Origin of the sequence: Corallococcus exiguus (assembly GCF_009909105.1) — a bacterium.
GTDB lineage: Bacteria > Myxococcota > Myxococcia > Myxococcales > Myxococcaceae > Corallococcus > Corallococcus exiguus.
In genome coordinates this window covers 128,440-148,142 of the sequence record NZ_JAAAPK010000015.1, presented here as the reverse complement: position 1 = coordinate 148,142, position 19,703 = coordinate 128,440, and the positions used below count along the sequence as shown (strand labels likewise).

The following is a 19,703-nucleotide window of genomic DNA, read 5'->3' as shown; positions in this document are numbered from 1 at the left end:
TGATGCGGCGGGACGCAACATCCGCATCCTGAATCCAACAAATCCGGGGGCTTCGCTCTAGCATCCAGGGGCATGCCCATCGTCCACGACTGGCTGGCCCGGCGGGCTTCGCTCGCCCCGGAGCGCACGGCGCTCGTTGATTCGCTCCGGGGTGGGCGGCGCATCTCGTGGGCGGAGTGGAATGACTCCGCCCACCGGACCGCGCTGCTGCTGCGCGGCCTGGGCGTGGGCCCGGGGGACCGCGTCTCCGTGCTGGCCTCCAACGGCGTGGAGACGCTGGACCTCGTGTTCGCGTGCGCCAAGCTGGGCGCCGTGCTCCAGCCGCTCAACTGGCGCCTGGGCGTGGAGGAGCTCCACGGCCTGCTCTCCGATGTCGCTCCTGCCGTCGTCTGCTTCGGGCCGGAGTTCCTCGCTCAAGCCGACGCCTTGCGCCCCCGGTTTCCGGCGCACTGGGTCTGCCTGGCGGATCCGCTCTTCTGCTCCCGCGAGACCCTGACCGGCGCGCTGCCCTCCATCGAACTGGAGGCGGATGCTCCCTGGGTGCTGTGCTCCACCGGCGGGAGCACCGGGCTTCCGAAGTCCGCCGTGCTCACGCATGGCTCGCTCACCGCCAATGCCGTGAACACCGTCGTCAGCTGGGGCCTCACCCAGGACGACGTGGCGCTGCTCAACGCGCCCCTGTTCCACACCGGCGGCCTCAACGTCTTCACGCTGCCGCTGGTGCTTGCTGGCGGCGCCTCTGTCGTGTGCAGGTCCTTCGACGTGGCGCAGTGCTTCGACCTCATCCACTCGGGCTCCGTGAACCTCGTGTTCGGCGTGCCCACCATGTTCATCGAGATGCAGCGGCATCCCCGCTTCGAGGCCGTGGACTTCTCCCGCCTCAAGCTGCTCATCAGCGGCGGCGCCCCCTGTCCCGCCCCCGTCTTCGAGCGCTTCTTCTCCCGAGGCGTTCCCTTCCGCACCGGCTACGGCCTCACCGAGGCCGGCCCCAACAACTTCTTCCTCCCTGACGCCGTCATGCGCTCGCACCCGGGCTTCGTCGGCGTGCCCCTCTTCCACGTCGAGGCGCGCATCGACGGCGAACAGCGCCCCGGTGACGTGGGCGAACTGCTCCTTCGTGGCCCCCATGTGTGCGCCGGCTACTGGCGCCGCCCGGAGGAGACCGCCCGCGTCTTCGTGGACGGCTGGCTCCATACCGGCGACCTGGCCTCCCGCGACGCCCAGGGCCTCTTCCGCATCGAGGGCCGCGCCAAGGACCTCATCATCTCCGGCGGCGAGAACATCCACCCCTCCGAGGTCGAGAGCGTCCTCGCCGGCCACCCCGATGTCGCCGAGGTCGCCGTCATCGGCGTCCCCGACCCGAAGTGGGGCGAAGTCCCCCGCGCCCTTGTCGTCCCCCGACCCGGTGCGGCACCCACACTGGAGGCGCTGGGAGCCTTCTGCTCGGGCCGGCTTGCCCGCTACAAGCTGCCCCGGACGCTGCGGCTGCTGGAGGCCCTGCCTCGGACCCCTGCGGGCAAGGTGGACCGGCGGACGCTCACCCGGCTGCACGGCGAGCCCTGAATTTCCGTCCGTTGCGCCCGTCCCCCTGGAAACCCCTGGGATGAGCCTCCGGACGTCCGTTCGTAATATTTCGTCATGGGCCCGTAGCCCCTTGGAAATGTAGGGGTGAGAGGTTGCAGGTCGCGGCCCGGAGGCGGACCGCGGGGCCCGGACTTAACGGAGAGAAGCCCGGGCCCTCATTCGCCTCCGGTCCGCATCCCTCGCGGAGACCCGACCCATGGAGACGACCCCACGCCCCACGACCTCCGAGGAGGCCACCATCCAGGTGCTCCTCGTCGAGGACGATGAACGCCTGGCGCGGCTCACCGCCCGCTACCTCCAGGAGCACGGCATCATCGTCACCGTCTCCGCCTCCGGCACCGACGCGCTCCTCCAGACGTCCCGCCACACCTTCGACGTCATCCTCCTGGACCTCATGCTCCCCGGCCGCGACGGCCTGGAGGTCTGCCGCGAGCTGCGCACCCGCACGGACGTCCCCATCATCATGCTCACCGCGCGCGGCGAGGAGGCCGACCGCGTCCTGGGCCTCGAGTCCGGCGCGGACGACTACCTGCCCAAGCCCTACTCGTCGCGCGAGCTGCTCGCTCGCATCCGCGCCCAGGTGCGCCGCGCTCGCGGCAAGGTGGGCCCTACCAGCCACCCCGTGCACGCGGGCCGCCTGGTGCTGGACCCGCGCAGCCTGAGCGCATCCCTGGACGGCAAGCCGCTGTCCCTCACCACCTACGAGTTCAGCCTGCTGCGCGTCCTGGCCGAGCGCGCCGGCCGCGTCCTCAGCCGTGAGCAGCTGCTCGACCTGGTGAAGGGCAGCGCGGACGAGGTGTTCGACCGCTCCGTGGACGTGCACATCTTCCGCCTGCGCCAGAAGCTGGAGGTGGATCCGCGCAACCCGCGCCTGCTCAAGACGGTCCGCGGTGCCGGCTACATGCTGGCCACCGGGACCGAGGCGGAGCCGTGAAGTTCTTCCGGATGCCCATGGGCCTGCTCCCCCGCATCTACCTGGTGGGAGTCATCCAGATCCTCCTCGTGGGCGTGTCGCTCATGCTCGCGCGCGACCTCCTGCGCAACGAGTCCTGGCGCAACCGCTTCGACGACGAGCTGTCCTACTTCGTCGACGAGTGGTCCGCCCTGCGCGACACCCCCGCCGAGCTCCAGGCGTCGCTCGAACGCGCCCAGCAGCGCATGGGCATGCGCGTCACCCTGCGCGACGCGGAGGGGACGCTGCTCGGCAACACGCGTCCGGACCCCGCGCCCCCGCTCAGGCCCGAGGAGCTCTCCGCCGTCAGCTCGCGCGTCACCCGCAGTGGCCCTCGCGGCCCGTTCCCGGGGGCTGGCAGCGGCCCTGGCCGCATGCTGGTGGTGAGCCCCTTTCCGGGCCCCATCCAGGTCTATGCCGCCGTGTCCCTGCCCCCGCCGCCGCCTCCTCCTGACGGCGACCGGCAGACGGCCATCATCGTGGGGCTCGTGCTGGCGTGTACCGCCATCACCTCCGTCGTCTTCGCGCGCACGCTCGCGGGCCCGCTGGAGAAGCTGGCGTCCGCGGCGCGTGCGTTTGGCGCCGGACGGCTGGACGTGCGCGCGGGCCTGCGCCGCAAGGACGAGCTGGGCCTGGTGTCCGAGGCCTTCGACGAGATGGCCGGCCGCATCACCCAGCTGCTGCGCTCGCAGAAGGAGCTGCTCGCCAACGTGTCGCACGAACTGCGCACGCCCCTGTCCCGCATCCGCGTGGCGCTGGACCTGGCCGCGGAGGGCGACGCGCAGACGGCGCGCGAGCTGTTGCCCGACATCACCGAGGACCTGTCCGAGCTGGAGCGCCTGGTGTCGGACGTGCTCACCACGTCCCGCCTGGAGCTGGTGACGGAAGGCGCCAGCGGCGTGCCTCCCTTGCGCCTGGAGCGCGTGGACGCGAACGCGCTCCTGGACAAGGCCGCCGCCCGCTTCCACACCGCTCGGCCGACGCACCGGCTGGAGGTCCAGGTGGACGGCACGCTGCCCGCGCTGGAGGCGGACCCCGTGCTGCTGCGGCGCGTGTTGGACAACCTGCTCGACAACGCGGGGAAATACTCGGAGCCCGGCACCACCGTGAAGCTGCACGCTCGGGCGGCGGGCGACGGCCTCCAGGTGGACATCCAGGACCAGGGCATCGGCATCGAAGCGCAGGACCTGTCGCGCGTGGGCACACCCTTCTTCCGCACCGACCGCAGCCGCGCTCGCACCACCGGCGGCGTGGGTCTGGGGCTGGCGCTGGTGCGCCGCATCCTGGATGCGCACCACGGCCGCCTCACGCTGGAGAGCCAGCCGGGCCAGGGCACCACCGCGCGCATCGTGCTCCCCGGAGTGGGAGCGGCGGACACACCGGATGGCCGCCTCGCCGCGGGTCATCTTTCGTAATAGAGACGAGATTCGCCGAAACATTTCAAAACGTAGATAAGGGGCATGAAGGCCTTGAGCGAGATGCCGCGGGAAGCGCCGGCCCTGGCGCCGGTGGAGCTGGATGAGGACGAGGGTCGCAAGCGTGGCATTCCGCGCTGGGCCTGGGTCCTGGCAATCCTGGTGGTGGTGGGCGCGGGGGTGTTCTGGCGCATGCGCGCTGGAAACCAGGCGGACGCCGTCACCTACGACACGACCCCCGCCGAGGCCCGGAAGCTCACGGCCAAGGTGACGGCCACCGGCACCGTGGCGGCGCTGGTGACGGTGCAGGTCGGCAGTCAGGTCTCCGGTCGCATCCAGGAGCTGATGGTCGACTACAACTCGCAGGTGAAGAAGGGGCAGGTCATCGCCCGCATCGACCCGCAGTTGGTGCAGGCCGCGCTGGACCGGGCGAAGGCGAACATGATGGCCTCGCGCGCGAACCTCCAGAAAGCGCGCGTCAACGCGGACGTGGCGAAGAAGCAGGCCGTGCGTTCGCGCGAGCTGCGCGCCCAGCAGTTCATCTCCCAGTCCGAGCTGGAGACCGCGGAGTCCGCCGCCGCCAACGGGCAGGCGGAGGTGACGGCCGCGGAGGGCTCGGTGGCCCAGGCGCAGGCCGCGCTCAACGAGGCGGAGGTGAACCTCAAGTACACGACCATCGTGTCGCCCACGGACGGCATCGTCATCTCGCGCAGCGTGGACGTGGGCCAGACGGTGGCCGCGTCCCTCCAGGCGCCCGTGCTCTTCACCATCGCGGAGGACCTGCGGAAGATGCAGGTCAACACCAGCATCGCGGAAGCGGACGTGGGCAAGCTGCAGCCCGGCCAGAAGGCCACCTTCACCGTGGATGCCTTCTCGGGGGAGACCTTCGAGGGCGTCATCCGGCAGATCCGCAACGAGGCCATCACCGTGCAGAACGTGGTGACCTACCTGGCCGTCATCGACGTGTCGAACCCGGACCTGAAGCTCAAGCCGGGCATGACCGCCAACGTGACCATCGTCACGCAGCAGAAGGACCAGGCCCTGTCCGTGCCCAATACGGCCTTGCGCTACCGCCCGGTGCCGTCGCCGGACGCCGCCGCGCAGGCTCCGGCCCAGCAGGCCCCGGCCGGCATGCGCACCGTCTACGTGCTGCGCCGCCAGCCGGAGCAGAAGCCGCAGCCCGTCGCCGTGAACGTGCGCACTGGCATGACGGACGGCACGTTCACGGAGGTGGTGGAGGGTGAATTGAAGGCGGGCGACCGCGTCATCACCGCAGCGAACTCGGCGGCGGGCGCGACGCCTTCCGCGGCTCCGTCGGGCGCGAGCCCCCTCGGTGGTGGGGGCGGCGGCCGGGGCATGGGCGGCGGGCGCCGGGGCGGATTCTAGGCGCGCGCGGCCGTTCCAATCACAGACACCATCACAGGAACTGCGGGCAGGGGAAGGGACAGAGGCAGACAGATGGACGCGGACACGAAGCGGGCACCCCCCGTCATCCAGCTCAACAAAGTGGCGAAGGTGTACAAGTCCGGCGACGTGGAGGTGCGGGCCCTGCGTGGCGTGGACTTCACGGTGGAGCCTGGGGAGTTCGTCTCCATCATGGGCTCCTCCGGTTCGGGCAAGTCCACGCTGATGAACATCCTGGGCTGCCTGGACCGGCCCACCTCCGGCGAGTACCTGCTCAACGGCCGCGAGGTGGCCCGCCTGGACCGCGACGGCCTGGCGCGCGTGCGCAACCGCACCCTGGGCTTCGTCTTCCAGAGCTTCAACCTGCTGGCGCGCACCACCGCGCTGGAGAACGTGGAGCTGCCCATGCTCTACGCGGGCGTGCCCTCGAAGGAGCGGCGTGCGCGGGCGAAGGAAGCGCTGGAGCGCGTGGGGCTGGGGGCCCGGCTGGACCACCACCCGAAGCAGCTCTCCGGCGGTCAGCAGCAGCGCGTGGCCATCGCTCGGGCGCTGGTGGGACGGCCTCGCGTCATCCTGGCGGACGAGCCCACGGGCAACCTGGACTCGCGCACCACGGTGGAGGTGATGGCGCTGTTCCAGCAGCTGCAGAAGGAAGGCATGACGCTGGTGCTGGTGACGCACGAGCCGGACGTGGCCGAGTACACCCAGCGCATCGTGGTGGTGAAGGACGGGCGCATCGTGAACGACAGACGCCAGACGCCGAACCCGGCGGTGGTGCCCGCCGAGGAGGTGGGGACATGAACATCATGGAGACACTCGTCCTGGCGCTGCGCGCGCTGTTGCGCTCGAAGACGCGCTCGGTGCTCACCGCGCTGGGCATCATCATCGGCGTGGGCGCGGTCATCGCCATGGTGGCCATTGGCGACGGCGCGAAGGCCAGCGTGCAGAAGGTCTTCGACTCCATGGGCACCAACCTGCTCATCATCCTGCCGGGCTCGTCCAAGTCCGGTGGCGCGCGAGGCGGCTTCGGCAGCCAGCCCACCATCACCTGGGACGACCTGGAGGCCGTGCGCACGCAGGTGGCCAGCGTGCGTGGCGCCGCGCCGGAGATGCGCTCCAACGCGCAGGTGTTCAGTGAGGACCAGAACTGGAACACCAGCATCATCGGCACCACGACGGACTACTTCTCCGTGCGCAGCTGGACCATGGCGAAGGGCGCGCACTTCACGGACGCGGACAACGAGGCCGGCGCGAAGGTGGCGGTGCTGGGCCAGACGGTGGTGGACAACCTCTACGGCAAGGGCTTCAACCCCGTGGGGCAGGTCATCCGCATCAACAAGACGCCCTTCACCGTGATGGGCGTGACGGCGCCCAAGGGCCAGTCTCCCGTGGGTCAGGACTTCGACAACACGGTGTTCGTCCCGGCCACCACGTTCAAGCGGCAGGTGCAGGCGCAGAGCCTGGGCGCGTACATCACCGGCGCGGTGTTCGTGCAGGCGGCCAGCGCGGACCTCACGGCCAAGGCCCAGACGGACGTGACGAACCTGCTGCGCGAGCGTCACCGGCTGGGCGAGGACGACGCCAACGACTTCGACGTGCGCAACCTGGCGGAAGTCGCAAGCGGCCAGCAGCAGAGCACGGAGACGTTGAGCCTGTTGCTCGCGGCCATCGCGGCGGTGTCGCTGGTGGTGGGCGGTATCGGCATCATGAACATCATGCTGGTGAGCGTCACCGAGCGGACGCGCGAGATTGGCGTGCGCGTGGCGGTGGGCGCCCGGCCGCGAGACATCCTGGCGCAGTTCCTCATCGAGGCGCTGACGCTGGCGGTGCTGGGCGGCATCATCGGCGCGGCCGTGGGCCTGGGCGTGGCGAAGCTGCTCGCCGCGCAGTTCGGCTGGCCCATGCTGGTCCGTCCTGACGTCGCGCTGCTGGCCATCGTGTTCAGCGGCCTGGTTGGGGTCGTCTTCGGTCTGTATCCGGCGCGCAAGGCGAGCCTGTTGGATCCCATTGATGCACTGAGGTACGAGTGATGCGCGCGCTTCCGTTGACGCTTTCGTTGTGCCTCCTGCCCGTGGTCGCGGGGGCCCAGACGGCCCAGCCCGCCGCCCCGCAGGTCCAGGCTCCGGCGACGGCCCCGGCCGCCACGCCGCAGGCCCCGGCTCCGGCGACGCCCGTGACGCCCGTGACGCCTCCGGCCGTGCAGCAGTCCCTGACGATGTCCGCCGCCGAGGGGCGCGTCATCACCCTGGCGGACGCGGAGGCCGCGGCGCGCCAGTACCAGCCGTCGCTGCGCTCGGCGCAGGCGAGCACCGACGCGGCGTATGCCCGGGTGGACCAGTCCTTCTCCAGCTTCCTGCCGCAGGTGAGCGCCAACGCTGGCTACACGCTGGGCACCAGCAACCGGGCCGTCATCCAGAACGTGCCGGGCAGCGACACCGGCGTGGTGTCCAACTCCACGCGGCGCTTCAGCGGCAGCATCGCCGCCAACCAGCTCATCTACGACTTCGGCAAGACGTCTGGCCGCTACAACGCGTCGAAGGAGACGGCGGGCGCGCAGGAGGACTCGCAGGAGCAGGTGCTCCAGGACGCGCTGCGCAATGTGCGCACGGCGTACTTCAACGTCCTCACGCAGAAGGCCCTCCTGGGCGTGGCGCGCGAGACGCTCCAGAGCGAGGAGGCCCGGCTCAACCAGGTGAACGCGTCCGTGCAGGTGGGCTCTCGGCCGGAGATTGACCTGCTCCAGCAGCGCACCGCGAAGGCCAACGCGCAGGTGGCGCTCATCCGCGCGCAGAACGCCTATGCCACCGCGAAGGCGCAGCTCAACCAGACCATGGGCGTGGAGACGGCCACCGACTACACCGTGCAGGACGTGACGGTGGCGGCCATCGCGGGCGAGGACGAGGTGCTGGACGCGCTGGTGAAGCGCGCGCTGGAGGCCCGTCCCGACGTCGCCGCGCGCGAGCGGCAGATTTCCGCGCAGGAGTCCCAGGTGAAGGTGACGAAGGCCGGCCACCTGCCCTCCTTGAGCGCCACGGGCAACCTGTCCGACGTGGGGGCGAACCCGTTCAACGGCGCCACGCTGAGCGCGCAGGGCGGCGTCCAGCTGAGCTGGGCGCTGTTCCAGGGCGGACTCGTCAACGCGCAGACGCGCGAGGCCAACGCCAACCTGCGCGACCTCCAGGCGCAGAAGGACGCGCTCCGGCAGCAGGTGCGGCTCCAGGTGGAGCAGGCCCGGCTCAACGTGGTGGCCACGCGCGAGGCGCTCACCGCCGCGGACGAGGCCCAGGTGAACGCGCGCGAGCGGCTGCGGCTGGCCGAAGGGCGCTACCGCGCGGGCGTGGGCAACATCATCGAGGTGAGCGACGCGCAGGTGGCCTTCACCAACGCCGCTGCCCAGCAGGTGCAGGCGACGTACGACCTGGCCACCTCTCGCGCGGAGCTGGCGCGCGCCCTGGGCACGGTGGAGTTGACCACCCTGGCCTCGCGGTAGCGGCCACGACGCCACTCGGAAGCGGGTGGCGGCGGGGCGTGTATCTGGGCGGCACTGAAAACATGAGCCAACCCTGAAGGGTGGCAGTGGCGGCAGGACGCTTCAGCACCGTAGGAAACGGCGGCTCCAACGTCCTGGGTCACCTCCGGACAAGCCCGTAAACGCGCGGAGATGCACTTCGCGGAGGCTGTTTCCAGAGGGCGCTCCGTCTCAAAAGAGCCATGGGTGTCGGGGTTGCCCGGACTCCGAAAGTCCACCTCCCGCGCAGCGACCCTATGGGTGAACAATGGGAGGCTGACCCGGCAAGTTCTGTCTGTCTGCCTCTATACGTCCTATGCCGTCGGCCAAACGTTTCGGGTCGGCAAGCGAAGGCATGGACAAGAAACTCGCAACCACCATCGGCGCATCGGCACGGGTCGCCCGGGGCCGCATGGAGCTTACGCAGGCCGACGTCGCCGAGCGAATCGACGTGGCCACGGAAGTGTACGGCCGCCTCGAGCGCGGCGGCATGCTCCCCAGCGTCCAGACCCTGCTGAAGCTGTGCCACGAGCTGCACGTCTCCGCGGACGAGCTGCTGGGACTCGCGGCGCAGGGCGCTCCGCCGTCGCGCGCCAGCGAGGCCCCTCCGCCCACGCCGGAGCGTCCGGAAGTGCGCCGGCTGCTGCGCAGCGTGCGTCAGTTGGACCCCGGCCAGGTGAAGCTGCTGGGTCTGGTGGCCAACGCGCTGACGCGGCGGTAGCCACCCCTCACTCCCGCCTTCAGAGGTTCGACAGGACGCGATCCAGGTCCGCGGGCCGCACCGGCTTGGTGAGGTGCACGTCGAACCCGGCCTTCAGGGCCTGCTGGTAGGACTCCGGGTCTCCGTAGCCGCTGAGCGCCACCAGCCGCAGGTTCTGCCCCACGCGCTCGCGCAGCGTCTTCGCCACCTGGAAGCCGTCCATCCCCGGCAGGCCAATGTCCACCAGCGCCAGGTCCGGCGCGTGCTCCAGGGCCAGGGCCACGCCCTGCAGGCCGTCCTGGGCCACCGCCACCTGGTGACCCCACAGCTCCAGCAGGTCGCGCATGGACTGGCGCGCGTCCGAGTTGTCCTCCACCAGCAGGATGCGCCGCGCGCGCCGCGCGTCCAGGAGGTTCGTCCCGGTCGCCCGGGGGACTCGGTCCGCGGGGAGCAGGGGCAGCCGCACCACGAACTCGCTGCCCCGGCCCGGGCCGCCGCTGGTGGCCTCCACGTTGCCGCCGTGCATCCGCACCAGCGTGCGCACCAGGGTGAGGCCAATGCCCAGGCCCCCGCGCGAGCGCTCCAGGGACGTGTCCGCCTGGGCGAACAGCTCGAACATGGCGGGCAGCTTCTCCTGCGAGATGCCGATGCCGGTGTCCTTCACCCGCAGCACCGCTTGCGCGCTGCCGTCCACGCCCTCCTGGAACAGCTCCACGGTGACGGTGCCTTCGTCCGTGTACTTGGCCGCGTTGTCCACCAGGTTGGTGAAGACCTGCTCCAGGCGCGTGGCGTCGCCCTCCAGCCACAGCGGCGCGCGCGGCAGGTGGACCTCCAGCTTCAGGCCGCGGGCCTCCACGCGGGGGCGCAGGATGGCGAGCACCTGCTGGAAGGTCGCCGTGAGGCTCACCGGCTCCGTCCGCAGCTCCACCTTGCCCCGGGTGATGCGGCTGACGTCCAGCAGGTCATCCACCAGCCGCGCCAGGTGGTACGTCTGGCGCTGGATGATGCCGTGCATCCGCGCTTCCTTGGTGTCCGCGGGCGCCTTGCGCTCCAGGATGCCGATGGCCGTCATGATGGCGGCCAGCGGGTTGCGCAGCTCGTGGGCCAGCATGGCCAGGAACTCGTCCTTGCGCCGGTCCATCTCGATGAGCTGATCCGTGCGCAGCCGGGCCTGCTGCTCCGCGTGGCGCAGGCGCAACAGCGAGCGCACCGTGGCGATGAGCTCCGAGGGTTCGTAGGGCTGGGTGAGGTACGCGTCCGCGCCGCCCTCCAATCCCTGCACCTTCTTGTCCGCCGTGACGAACGTCGCGGACGTGTGCATCACCGCGATGGAGGCCGTGGCCGCGTTGGACCTCAGCCGCGCGCAGACCTCATAGCCGCTGATGTCCGGCAGCTTCACGTCCAGGACGATGACGTCCGGGCGGTGCTCCTCCGCCATGAGGAGCGCCGCCATGCCGGTGGCCGCCTCCAGCACGTGGTAGCCGGACATCTCCAGGATGCGGTTGACCAGGTAGCGGTTGGCCTCGTCGTCGTTGACGTTGAGGATGGTCGCCAGGCGCTGTTCCTCAGCCACGGGGGTTCACCTCGCGCAGCTCCCGGGTGCTACCCAGACCGGCCTTGGACAGCGCGTCGCGGATGCGGGTGATGGCCACTTCGCGGCTCAGCGTGTGCTTGGACAGGATGGAGGCCGTCTCGCGCGCCAGGCGCTGGCGCTCCGGCTCCTGCAGCTGGTGTGAGGTGTGCAGGATGATGGGGATGTCGCGCGTGCGCGGATCCGCCTTCAGTTCGTCCAGCACGTCGAAGGCGGTGATGTCCGGCAACACGAAGTCCAGGAAGATGAGGTGGGGGGCGTTCTCGCGGGCGATGCGGACGCCCTCGCGGCCGTTGGCCGCCTCCAGCAGTTGGAACTGCGTGTCCTTGAGCAGTTGCTTGAGCAGGTAGCGGTGCACGTCGTCGTCGTCGATGATGAGCACCCGCTCCACCGGCCCGGTGCGCGCCATCGCCGTCAGCTTCTTCTGCAGGCGCACTTCGTCCACGGGCTTGAGCCAGAACTCGTCCGCGCCCAGGGCGCGCGCCTTCTGCTCGCGGTCCGTCACGGTGACGACGAGGACGGGGATGTCGCGCGTCTGCTCCCCGTTCTTCATCTCCGCGAGGAAGCTCCAGCTCGTCTCGCCCTCCAGCATCACGTCCAGCACCATGGCCGCGGGGCGCACGCGCTGCATCACCTTGCGCGCTTCCTCCACGCTGCGCACGGGCAGCACCTGGAAGCCGGAGCGCGCCAGGTACTTCTCGTAGAGGAAGAGCGTCTGGCGGTCGTCCTCCAGCACCAGCACCGGGGCGCGCGCGGGGTCCAGCGTCTCGCTGCGCTGGGTGAGCCCCGTCATTTCCGACACCTCCGGGTGGACGCGCGGCAGGGTGATGAGGAAGGTGGAGCCTTCCCCCAGCTGGCTCTTCACGGTGAGCGTGCCGCCCAACAGCTCCGTCAGCTTGCGCGCCAGGGGCAGGCCCAGGCCGGTGCCCTTCACGCGCCGCTGCAGGGGGCTGTCCACCTGGATGAACTCCTCGAAGACGCGCTCGTGGTTCTCCGGCGCGATGCCGATGCCCGTGTCCTTCACGGAGAACACCACCGTGTCGCGCGGGCCCCGGGCCGCGGACACCGTGACGGAGCCGGACTCGGTGAACTTGAGCGCGTTGGAGATGAGGTTGCGCAGCACCTGGCTGAGCTTGGCCTCGTCCGTCTCCAGCTCCAGGGGCTCCGCCGCCTCCTCGAAGTCGAGCGCCACCGTCGAGTCCGTCGCCAGCAGGGGACGCGTCATGCCGCGCATCGCGCTGATGAGGTCGGACGCGACGAAGCGGGTGTGGCGCAGCGTCGTCTTGCCGGACTCCACCTTGGACAGGTCCAACAGGTCGTTGACCAGCTCGAAGAGCGCCTCCGCGGAGCCGCGGATGAACTGGACCTGCTTCTCCTGCTCCGGTGCGAGGCTGCCGTTGAGCGGGTTGAGCAGCACCTTGGACAGGCCGAGGATGGAGTGCAGCGGCGTGCGGAATTCGTGGCTCACGTTGGCCACCACGCGGCTCTTGATTTCGGACGCGCGCTGGAGGCTCTCCGCCTTCTCGTCCAGGGCTGCATGCAGGGTGCGCACGCCCTTGTTGGATTCCTCCAGCTCGCGGTTGAGGCGGGCCAGCTCCTCCGCGCGGCGCTTGAGTTCGTGCTGCTGGCGCTCCGTCTCGCGGTGGAGCGCGGACAGTTCGCCCAGTGTGGTGCTCACCTGGGTGAGCGCGGTGCCGTAGTCCTCCGGCACCAGGCTGCCCACCAGCGCGATGCCGCCCTCGTATGGCCGGGCGCGGAAGGCGAACGTCGCGGGCTTGTGGTGGCTCTGGAGGATGAGCTCCCAGCTGTCCACGGCCTCGTCGCGCGCCTGCACGAGGAGCTTCTCGACCTTGCTCTCGCTGCCGTGGCTCGCCAGGCTCTTCAGCGTCTGGCCGGGGTTGACGTCCAGGAGGCGCGCGGCGCGTTCATCGCGCCAGACGACCGTGCCTTGCGCATCGCAGGCCAACGCCAGCTCGCGGCTGAGGGATTCGAAGATCCCGGAGGCGCGGTCATCTTCCTTCATCATGAGTGGGTCTCCTCCCACGAATCGGGCGTTCGCGCGAGCAACGTCCGAGCTTCAGGGGGGCCGTGCTCCAGGGCCGCCTTCAAGGCGTCCAGGAGGTGGGGAAGGGTCAGGGGGGACAGTCCCCGTTGGGGCCAGAAGCCCGCGTACCACTGCAGATGGGCGTTCCACAGGTCCGCACGACCCAGGGCGAGCGCATCCGAGAGATAGGACAACTGGAGCCGCACCTCTTGTTCCAGGCGGGGGCGGCTTCCGGAGGGAAGCGGGCCCTCCGTGCGCCGGACGACCACGCTGATGATGGCGGCGGCGTCCGACTCCACGGCGTGGGCGGGGCCGTCTTTGTACCGCAGGGCCTGTCGGGCGGAGTGGACGTAGGTGTGGGGCAGGGAGTCCGGGCCGAAGCCCTCCGCCTGGAGCGCGTGGGCGAGCCCGTCGAAGTGCTGATCCAGGTGCAGCGAGCACATGCCGCGCGTGACGAGCAGGGTGCGCAGCCAGCGCGCGTAGTCCTCGATGATGGCGGGGCGCGCAGCGTCCAGTGCCTGCACGAGGTAGCGCACGTGGAAGACGGCGTCCTCGTCACCGAAGCGGCGGGCGCGCTGGATGCCGTAGCGCGCGGCCCAGAACGGGTCTTCGTACAAAGCCTGAACAGAGTTGGATGCGAGGACCGCGGTCCGCGCTTCCACCTGGAGGCTCACGTGCGGCATGGCGTCAGACCCCCAGGAGGCGGCAGGCGGAGGCGACGAGCTCGCGGACGCTCTTGCCGAAGAAGGACACGGCCAGTTCGTCCTCGAGGACGGGGCCCCAGTCGAAGGCGAGCCCACCCACGGCGATGGGCAGGGACGGGGAGACTTCACGCACCTTGCGCACGGCCTCGCGGACCTGGGGCATGTGGAAGGGCATGGAGACGGAGAGGGCCAGCAGGTCCGGCGGGGACTCGCGCACCATGCGGGCCAGGTGATCCGCGGGCACGTTGGCGCCGAGGAAGCGCACGTCGAAGCCGGCCATCTCCAGGAAGTCGCTGGCCATGCGCGCGCCCACTTCGTGCAGTTCGCCCTCCACGCACGCCATCAACACGACCTTGTCGTTGGACGGGTCGCGGGGCAGGTGGCGGTACAGGTGGGCCAGGACGTACTGGGAGATGGCGGTGGCCAGGTGTTCCTGGGCCACGGAGATGACGTTCTCCTGCCAGAGCCGCCCGATTTCGTACTGGGCCGCCTGGATGACCTCCAGGTGGAGCTCCTGGAGGGGCACGCCGCACAGCAGGCCCTCGTCCACGAGCAGGCGCAGGGCCTCTTGCCGGTTTCCGGAAAGCTGCGCGGACAGATACCGCGCCCGCAGCGAGTCGATGGCAGGGGTCGATTGGAGCACGGGAGCGGGAGGCGGACGGGGCAGGGTAGAGATGTTCCAACTTCCGTTAAACCCCGGAGCGTTCTCCCGCTTCCGCAAGTGAACAGTCCCCTGTCCTGTGGATCGAACGCTCGCTTTTCTGCTTGCAGGTCAAGCGGGCTCGCGAGTGAGTCGATGGCCACCGTCAGGAGGTCCTGCCGTAGGAAGGCCGCATGCGAGGGCGGATCATGTCGCTGAGGACGGTCGCGTTGGTGTTGGGGTTGCTGGGGTGTGCCCGGAGGCCCGAGCCACTTTCGGCGCCAGTGCTTGAAGACCGGACCGTTCGCTTCCCGGTCTCCTCCGATGCCGACGCGGGTGTCATCCCGGCCGGTGTGCCGGTCGTGCTGGATGGCGAGACCCTGCGCGCATTGTCGATCGTCTCGCGGGACCTGTTCCCGATGGGGAGCGCGGCGACGTCCTGTGACAGTCGGCCGGAGTCCTACTCGTACCGGGTGCTCCGGCAGGACGGCCTGCTCTTCGTCTTCGTGGACGAGAACCCCGCAGCATGTGGACGGAGGTTTCCGTCGCTCGACTCCGGCGCGAAGTACGCCCTTCGCCCGGACGGGCGCATCCTCCGGCGCGTCGTCGACGGCGTGGACGCGGATGACGACCTGCGGGGCGTGATGCTTCCAGATGGCGGCGTGCAGACCGTCCTCGTGCCCCCGAGCCAGGGATTGCTTCCGGGGGACGCAGGGGAGTGAGGGCCATGGGTGGGCGGGTGTGCTCCGCTCGCCCAGGTCGGAGCTGGCGGGCGGACGTGCGGGCCTCCTTTCCCGGCCCGGGGTGGCCCGGGTGGGGGGAAACGGGGTAGGCACGCCGCTTTCGTCAAAATGCCGGTGACAGGTTTCCGGGGCACCGGTGTTCCCCTGGTCCAACCGGGAGGCGCGTGCGGTGTCCGTCGATGTGGAGGCCTATTACCGACGCTATGGCCCCCAGGTGCTCCGGCGCTGCCGCTTCCTGCTGCGCGAGGAGGAACAGGCCGTGGACGCGATGCATGACGTGTTCGTTCAACTGCTGCGCTACCAGGCCGCGCTGAAGGACGCCGGGCCCTCCAGCCTGCTGCATCAGATCGCCACCCGCGTGTGCCTCAACCGCCTGCGCGGCGCCAAGCGGCGCCCCGAGGACCGCGACGATGAGCTGGTGCTGAAGATCGCCGCGTCCGGCGACACCGAGGCGCGCACCGCCGCCCGGGGCCTGCTGGACCGCCTCTTTGGCCGCGTCCCCGCGTCCAGCCGCGACATCGCCGTGCTCCACCTGGTGGACGGCATGACGCTGGAGGAGACCGCCCGCGAAGTGGGCCTGTCCGTGTCCGGAGTGCGCAAGCGCCTCCGGGCCCTGTCCGCTGTCCTGCAGGAGCTGGAGGCCGCATGACGTCCCCCCACCGCACCCCAGACTGGCTGCTGGAGCGAATCGCCCTGGGGGAGCTGCCCCCGGACGAGCTCGCCGCCGCCCGCGACCGCCTGTCCCGCGAACCCGATGGCCCCGCGCGCCTCGCCGCCCTGGAGGCCGACTCGCGCGCCACCCTGGAGGCCCTGCCCCCCGACCGCGTCGCCCGCGAGGTGAAGGCCCGCTTCGCTCGCGCCGACTCGCCCGCCGCGCCCCACGCCGAGGCCTCGCCATCGCGCCCTTCCTGGCGCTTCCTGCCCGCCCTGGTGCCGGTGCTCGCCGCCGCGACCCTCGTCGTCCTCGTGCGGCCGGGGGCTTCGTCCCAGGAGCAGGAGGCGCGAGACCCATGGTCGGCGACGGGCACCGGTGGCACTCCCGGCGTCCTGGAGCCCACGCGCAGCAAGGGACTCCAGCCCCGGCTCGACGTGCACCGCCAGGTCGGCACCCGCACCGAGCACCTCACCGACGGCGCCCCCGCCCAGGCCGGTGACGTGGTGCAGCTGTCGTACACCGCCGCCGGCCACGCCCAGGGCGTCATCCTCTCCGTGGACGGCCGGGGCACCGTCACCTCGCACCAGCCCGCGCTGGGAGACACGTCCGCGTCCCTGGAGCGCAGCGGCACGCACCTGCTGCCCCGCGCCTACGAGCTGGACGACGCCCCCGGCTTCGAGCGGTTCTTCCTCATCACCTCGGACACCCCCTTCGAACTGGAGGGTGTGATGGCCGCCGCGCGCGTGCTCGCCGCATCCCCCGAGGCGCGCACCGCGCCGCTGACCCTGCCCACGGGCCTGGGGCAGACCTCCTTCCTGCTGGAGAAGCCCTCCCCATGAGAGCGCTCGTCATCCTCCTGTTCGCGCTGGGCGCGGCCACCTCCGCCCACGCCGCCGAAGCCACGGCCGTGCGCCGGCTGGCCCTGCTCGTGGGCGTCAACGACGGCGGCCCGGAGCGCGTGCGGCTGCGCTACGCGGAGACCGACGCGAAGGCCTTCTCCACGGTGCTGTCGGAGCTGGGCGGCGTGCTGCCCCAGGACCGCGTGCTCCTCACGGACGTGGACCGCACGGGCGTGCTCGCCGGCTTCGACCGCGTGCGCCGCCTGGCGGAAGGTGTCCGCACCGCCGGGGCCCGCCGCGTGGAGGTGCTGCTGTACTACTCCGGCCACTCGGATGACGAAGGGCTGCTGCTCAAGGGCCAGCGCCTGGACTACGGCGAATTGCGCCGCTCTCTGGAGGGGCTGCCCGCGGACGTGAGAATCGCGGTGCTGGACTCGTGCGCGTCCGGCGCGTTCGCGCGCAAGAAGGGCGGCGTCTCGCGGCCCGCGTTCCTGGTGGACTCCGCCATCCAGGTGAAGGGCCACGCCATCCTCACCTCGTCCAGCGCGGACGAGGCGTCGCAGGAGTCAGACCGGCTGGGCGGTTCGTTCTTCACGCACCACCTGCTGTCCGGCCTGCGAGGCGCCGCCGACGTCACCCACGACGGCCGTGTCACCCTCACGGAGGCCTACCAGTTCGCCTTCCACGAAACGCTCGCGCGCACCGAGCGCACGCAGGGCGGCGCGCAGCACCCCAACTACGACATCGAGCTGGCGGGCACCGGCGACCTGGTGATGACCGACCTGCGCGCCACCACCGCGGGCCTGGTCCTCACCGAGCCGCTGGAGGGCCGCCTGTACGTGCGCGACGCGGTGGGCACGCTGGTGGTGGAGGTACAGAAGCAGTCCGGCCGCGCCACCGAGCTGGGCCTGGCCCCCGGTGCCTACCGCGCCCGGCGCGAGTGGGACGGCGGAGTGTCCGAAGCGGCCTTCACGCTGAAGGAGGGCATGCGCACGCCGCTCGCGCCCGGTGACTTCCTGGGCGTGGGCCACGAGGCCACCGTGATGCGCGGCGGTGGCGGCGGCATGTTTCCCCAGGGCCGAACGATGCTCCCGGTGAACCTGAGCCTGGTGCCGAGCATGAGCACCAACACGCTGCGAGCAGGCCGCGCGCAGGTGGAGAACCGCTTCGCGCTGGGCGTCGTCAACGGCGGCGCGGCGCTGGGCGGCGGGCTGGCGCTGGGGCTCGCGGGCAACGTGTACGACGCGGAGGTGTCCGGCCTGGCCCTGGCGCTGGGCTTCAACACGTCCGGCGGCGACGTGGATGGCGGGCAGCTGTCGCTGGTCACCAACGTGGCGGGCGGCGCGGTGCGCGGTGCCCAGGCGTCGCTGGGGCTCAACGTGACCAACGGGGACGTGGACGGCATCGGGCAGCTGGCCCTGGGCGCGAACGTCGCGCGCGGCGCGCTGGGCGGTGTGCAAGCGGCGCTGGGTGCCAACGTCACCACCTCGGACGCCACCGGGCTGCAGCTGTCACTGGGTGCCAATCACGCGAACGGCACGATGAAGGGCGTGCAGTTCACGCTGGGCGTCAACTCCGTGGCGACGGCCGCGCGGGGCATCCAGGGCTCGGTGCTGCTCAACCATGCGCCGTCACTCACCGGCATGCAGCTGGGGTTGATCAACGTGGGCGGTGACGTGTCCGGCATGCAGCTGGGGCTGATCAACGTCGCGGACACGGTGCACGGCATGCAGCTGGGCCTGATCAACGTCTCCGACGAGGTGAACGGCGTGCCGGTGGGCCTGGTGTCCTACGAGAAGAAGGGCCAGCTGCACCTGGAGGTCTTCGGCAGCGACGTGCAGCTCACCAACCTGGCGCTGAAGTTCGGCGGCAAGCATTTCTACACGACGCTGCTCGCGGGCATTGGCCCGGACGACCGCTTCCAGCGCTTCAGCCTGGGCCTGGGACTGGGCGGGCACATCCCGCTGGGCTCGCGCTTCTGGGTGGACGTGGACGTCGCGGCCAGCCAGGTGCTGTCCACGCGAGACCCGTTCTCCAGCGCGTCCAACAACATGCTGACGCAGGCGCGCGCCATGCTGGGCTTCCAGGTGATGCCCCGGCTGGCCGTGTTCGCCGGCCCCACCTACAACGTGGCATTCGCCTGGGGAGAGCCGGAGTTCGCGAAGCTGACCACGCTGCCGGTGCGCTCGCACGTCATCAACGCGGACACGCGCATGCAGCGCTGGCCCGGCTTCCAGGTAGGCGTGCGGCTCTGAGGCTCTGGAATCCGGCCGGGGCCGCGCAGGACGCGGTCCCGGTGGGAAGGGGGGCGCTCAGCCGACGATGCGGGTGGCGCGCAGGACGATGGCATCGCCCGCAGGGCCGGCCTTGAGCCGCTTGTCCAGCGACCCCTCCACCTTGAGGCCGGGGCCGCCCTTGGAGGCGCGCTGCAGGAGCTCACCCAGCTTCGCGTCGTCCCCGCCCGTGACGGCGGTCAGGTCGATTTCGTGGAGGGACTGGAGCTTCTTGTCCGGCGCGTCCGCGCTGAACAGGTCGTAGTGGTCGCAGGGCGGCGCGAAGCAGCGCTTCCCGTTGTCCTTGACGATGTAGACGGTGCTGGTGGTCATGGTGGCGTCTCCGGGTGAAGGGGTGGGGGCGGCCGTGCCGGGCTCGTTGGCGGCTCCCGCGGGCGCGTCCACGTCGGTCCGCTTCAGGTCGGCGGGGGCCTCCGCGCCGGACACGTCGCTGGAAGGCTGCGCGGTGGGGGAGGACGGCGTGCTGCACGCCACCGGGCCGAGTACGAGCACGGCGGACAGGAGCAGGGAGCGGGCGTTCATGGCGACTCCGGGAAGGAGAACGGGGTGCCCTCCTACAACGCGGGAAGGGCACGGCCGGGTCCACTCTGCCCGGCCGCGCGCCCGGCCACCAGGGCAACAGGGGCCTTT

General features: G+C 70.8%; 17 protein-coding genes. 12 read left to right on the top strand and 5 right to left on the bottom strand.

The genetic code is table 11. The features are described from left to right. Positions 1-72: 72 nt before the first annotated feature. From GTZ93_RS38750 to GTZ93_RS38715, 8 genes are all read left to right on the top strand, one after another. Positions 73-1,563 (top strand): acyl-CoA synthetase, encoded by a 1,491-nt coding sequence (locus tag GTZ93_RS38750; RefSeq protein ID WP_139921261.1) that lies wholly within the window; start codon positions 73-75, stop codon positions 1,561-1,563. 217 nt (positions 1,564-1,780) lie between these two features. Next, positions 1,781-2,518: a response regulator transcription factor gene (locus tag GTZ93_RS38745; RefSeq protein ID WP_139921259.1), complete on the top strand. Its 738-nt coding sequence runs from the start codon at positions 1,781-1,783 to the stop codon at positions 2,516-2,518. Then, a complete protein-coding gene (locus GTZ93_RS38740; RefSeq protein WP_139921257.1) occupies positions 2,515-3,951 on the top strand; it encodes a HAMP domain-containing sensor histidine kinase in 1,437 nt (478 codons plus the stop codon). The genes GTZ93_RS38745 and GTZ93_RS38740 overlap by 4 nt, the downstream gene beginning before the upstream one ends. 45 nt (positions 3,952-3,996) lie before the next feature. Next, entirely contained in the window at positions 3,997-5,337 is a 1,341-nt protein-coding gene (locus GTZ93_RS38735; RefSeq protein ID WP_161663313.1) for an efflux RND transporter periplasmic adaptor subunit, read from the top strand. Between the two features lie 72 nt (positions 5,338-5,409). Continuing rightward, complete coding sequence (locus tag GTZ93_RS38730; protein WP_120596566.1) at positions 5,410-6,156, top strand: ABC transporter ATP-binding protein; 747 nt, start codon at positions 5,410-5,412, stop codon at positions 6,154-6,156. Then, entirely contained in the window at positions 6,153-7,385 is a 1,233-nt protein-coding gene (locus tag GTZ93_RS38725; protein ID WP_120580989.1) for an ABC transporter permease, read from the top strand. The genes GTZ93_RS38730 and GTZ93_RS38725 overlap by 4 nt, the downstream gene beginning before the upstream one ends. Beyond that, complete coding sequence (locus GTZ93_RS38720; RefSeq protein WP_139922288.1) at positions 7,385-8,845, top strand: TolC family protein; 1,461 nt, start codon at positions 7,385-7,387, stop codon at positions 8,843-8,845. The genes GTZ93_RS38725 and GTZ93_RS38720 overlap by 1 nt, the downstream gene beginning before the upstream one ends. A gap of 373 nt (positions 8,846-9,218) precedes the next feature. Beyond that, a complete protein-coding gene (locus tag GTZ93_RS38715; RefSeq protein ID WP_120580991.1) occupies positions 9,219-9,584 on the top strand; it encodes a helix-turn-helix transcriptional regulator in 366 nt (121 codons plus the stop codon). A 19-nt stretch (positions 9,585-9,603) separates the two neighbouring features. Here GTZ93_RS38715 and GTZ93_RS38710 read toward each other — a convergent pair whose 3' ends face one another. The 4 genes from GTZ93_RS38710 to GTZ93_RS38695 are packed head-to-tail and all read right to left on the bottom strand — an operon-like array spanning position 9,604 to position 14,545. Next, on the bottom strand, positions 9,604-11,136 hold the full coding sequence (locus GTZ93_RS38710; protein ID WP_139922290.1) for an ATP-binding response regulator: 1,533 nt from the start codon (positions 11,134-11,136) through the stop codon (positions 9,604-9,606). Beyond that, complete coding sequence (locus tag GTZ93_RS38705; protein WP_139922292.1) at positions 11,129-13,180, bottom strand: hybrid sensor histidine kinase/response regulator; 2,052 nt, start codon at positions 13,178-13,180, stop codon at positions 11,129-11,131. Before GTZ93_RS38705 ends, GTZ93_RS38710 begins: the two co-directional genes overlap by 8 nt. Further along, positions 13,177-13,881 (bottom strand): hypothetical protein, encoded by a 705-nt coding sequence (locus tag GTZ93_RS38700; protein ID WP_139922294.1) that lies wholly within the window; start codon positions 13,879-13,881, stop codon positions 13,177-13,179. Before GTZ93_RS38700 ends, GTZ93_RS38705 begins: the two co-directional genes overlap by 4 nt. A 4-nt stretch (positions 13,882-13,885) precedes the next feature. Further along, positions 13,886-14,545, bottom strand: coding sequence for a cobalamin B12-binding domain-containing protein (locus tag GTZ93_RS38695; protein ID WP_139922296.1), 660 nt, complete (start codon positions 14,543-14,545; stop codon positions 13,886-13,888). A 191-nt stretch (positions 14,546-14,736) separates the two neighbouring features. On the opposite strand from GTZ93_RS38695, the gene GTZ93_RS38690 reads away from it, so the two are divergent. The 4 genes from GTZ93_RS38690 to GTZ93_RS38675 all read left to right on the top strand — a co-directional run bounded on the left by GTZ93_RS38690 (position 14,737) and on the right by GTZ93_RS38675 (position 19,034). Then, the gene (locus GTZ93_RS38690; protein ID WP_139922298.1) at positions 14,737-15,264 is read left to right on the top strand and encodes a hypothetical protein; all 528 of its coding nucleotides are present in this window, start codon (positions 14,737-14,739) and stop codon (positions 15,262-15,264) included. Positions 15,265-15,454: 190 nt separating this feature from the next. Beyond that, entirely contained in the window at positions 15,455-15,934 is a 480-nt protein-coding gene (locus tag GTZ93_RS38685) for an RNA polymerase sigma factor (protein WP_139921639.1), read from the top strand. Then, positions 15,931-16,779, top strand: a complete 849-nt coding sequence (locus GTZ93_RS38680; RefSeq protein WP_139921641.1) for an anti-sigma factor — start codon at positions 15,931-15,933, stop codon at positions 16,777-16,779. The genes GTZ93_RS38685 and GTZ93_RS38680 overlap by 4 nt, the downstream gene beginning before the upstream one ends. Then, the gene (locus GTZ93_RS38675; RefSeq protein ID WP_139921643.1) at positions 16,776-19,034 is read left to right on the top strand and encodes a caspase family protein; all 2,259 of its coding nucleotides are present in this window, start codon (positions 16,776-16,778) and stop codon (positions 19,032-19,034) included. Before GTZ93_RS38680 ends, GTZ93_RS38675 begins: the two co-directional genes overlap by 4 nt. Before the next feature lie 57 nt (positions 19,035-19,091). Here GTZ93_RS38675 and GTZ93_RS38670 read toward each other — a convergent pair whose 3' ends face one another. Continuing rightward, positions 19,092-19,595 carry a DUF6748 domain-containing protein gene (locus GTZ93_RS38670; RefSeq protein WP_121778955.1) on the bottom strand — a complete coding sequence of 168 codons (504 nt, stop codon included), beginning with the start codon at positions 19,593-19,595 and terminating at the stop codon, positions 19,092-19,094. Positions 19,596-19,703: the final 108 nt, after the last annotated feature.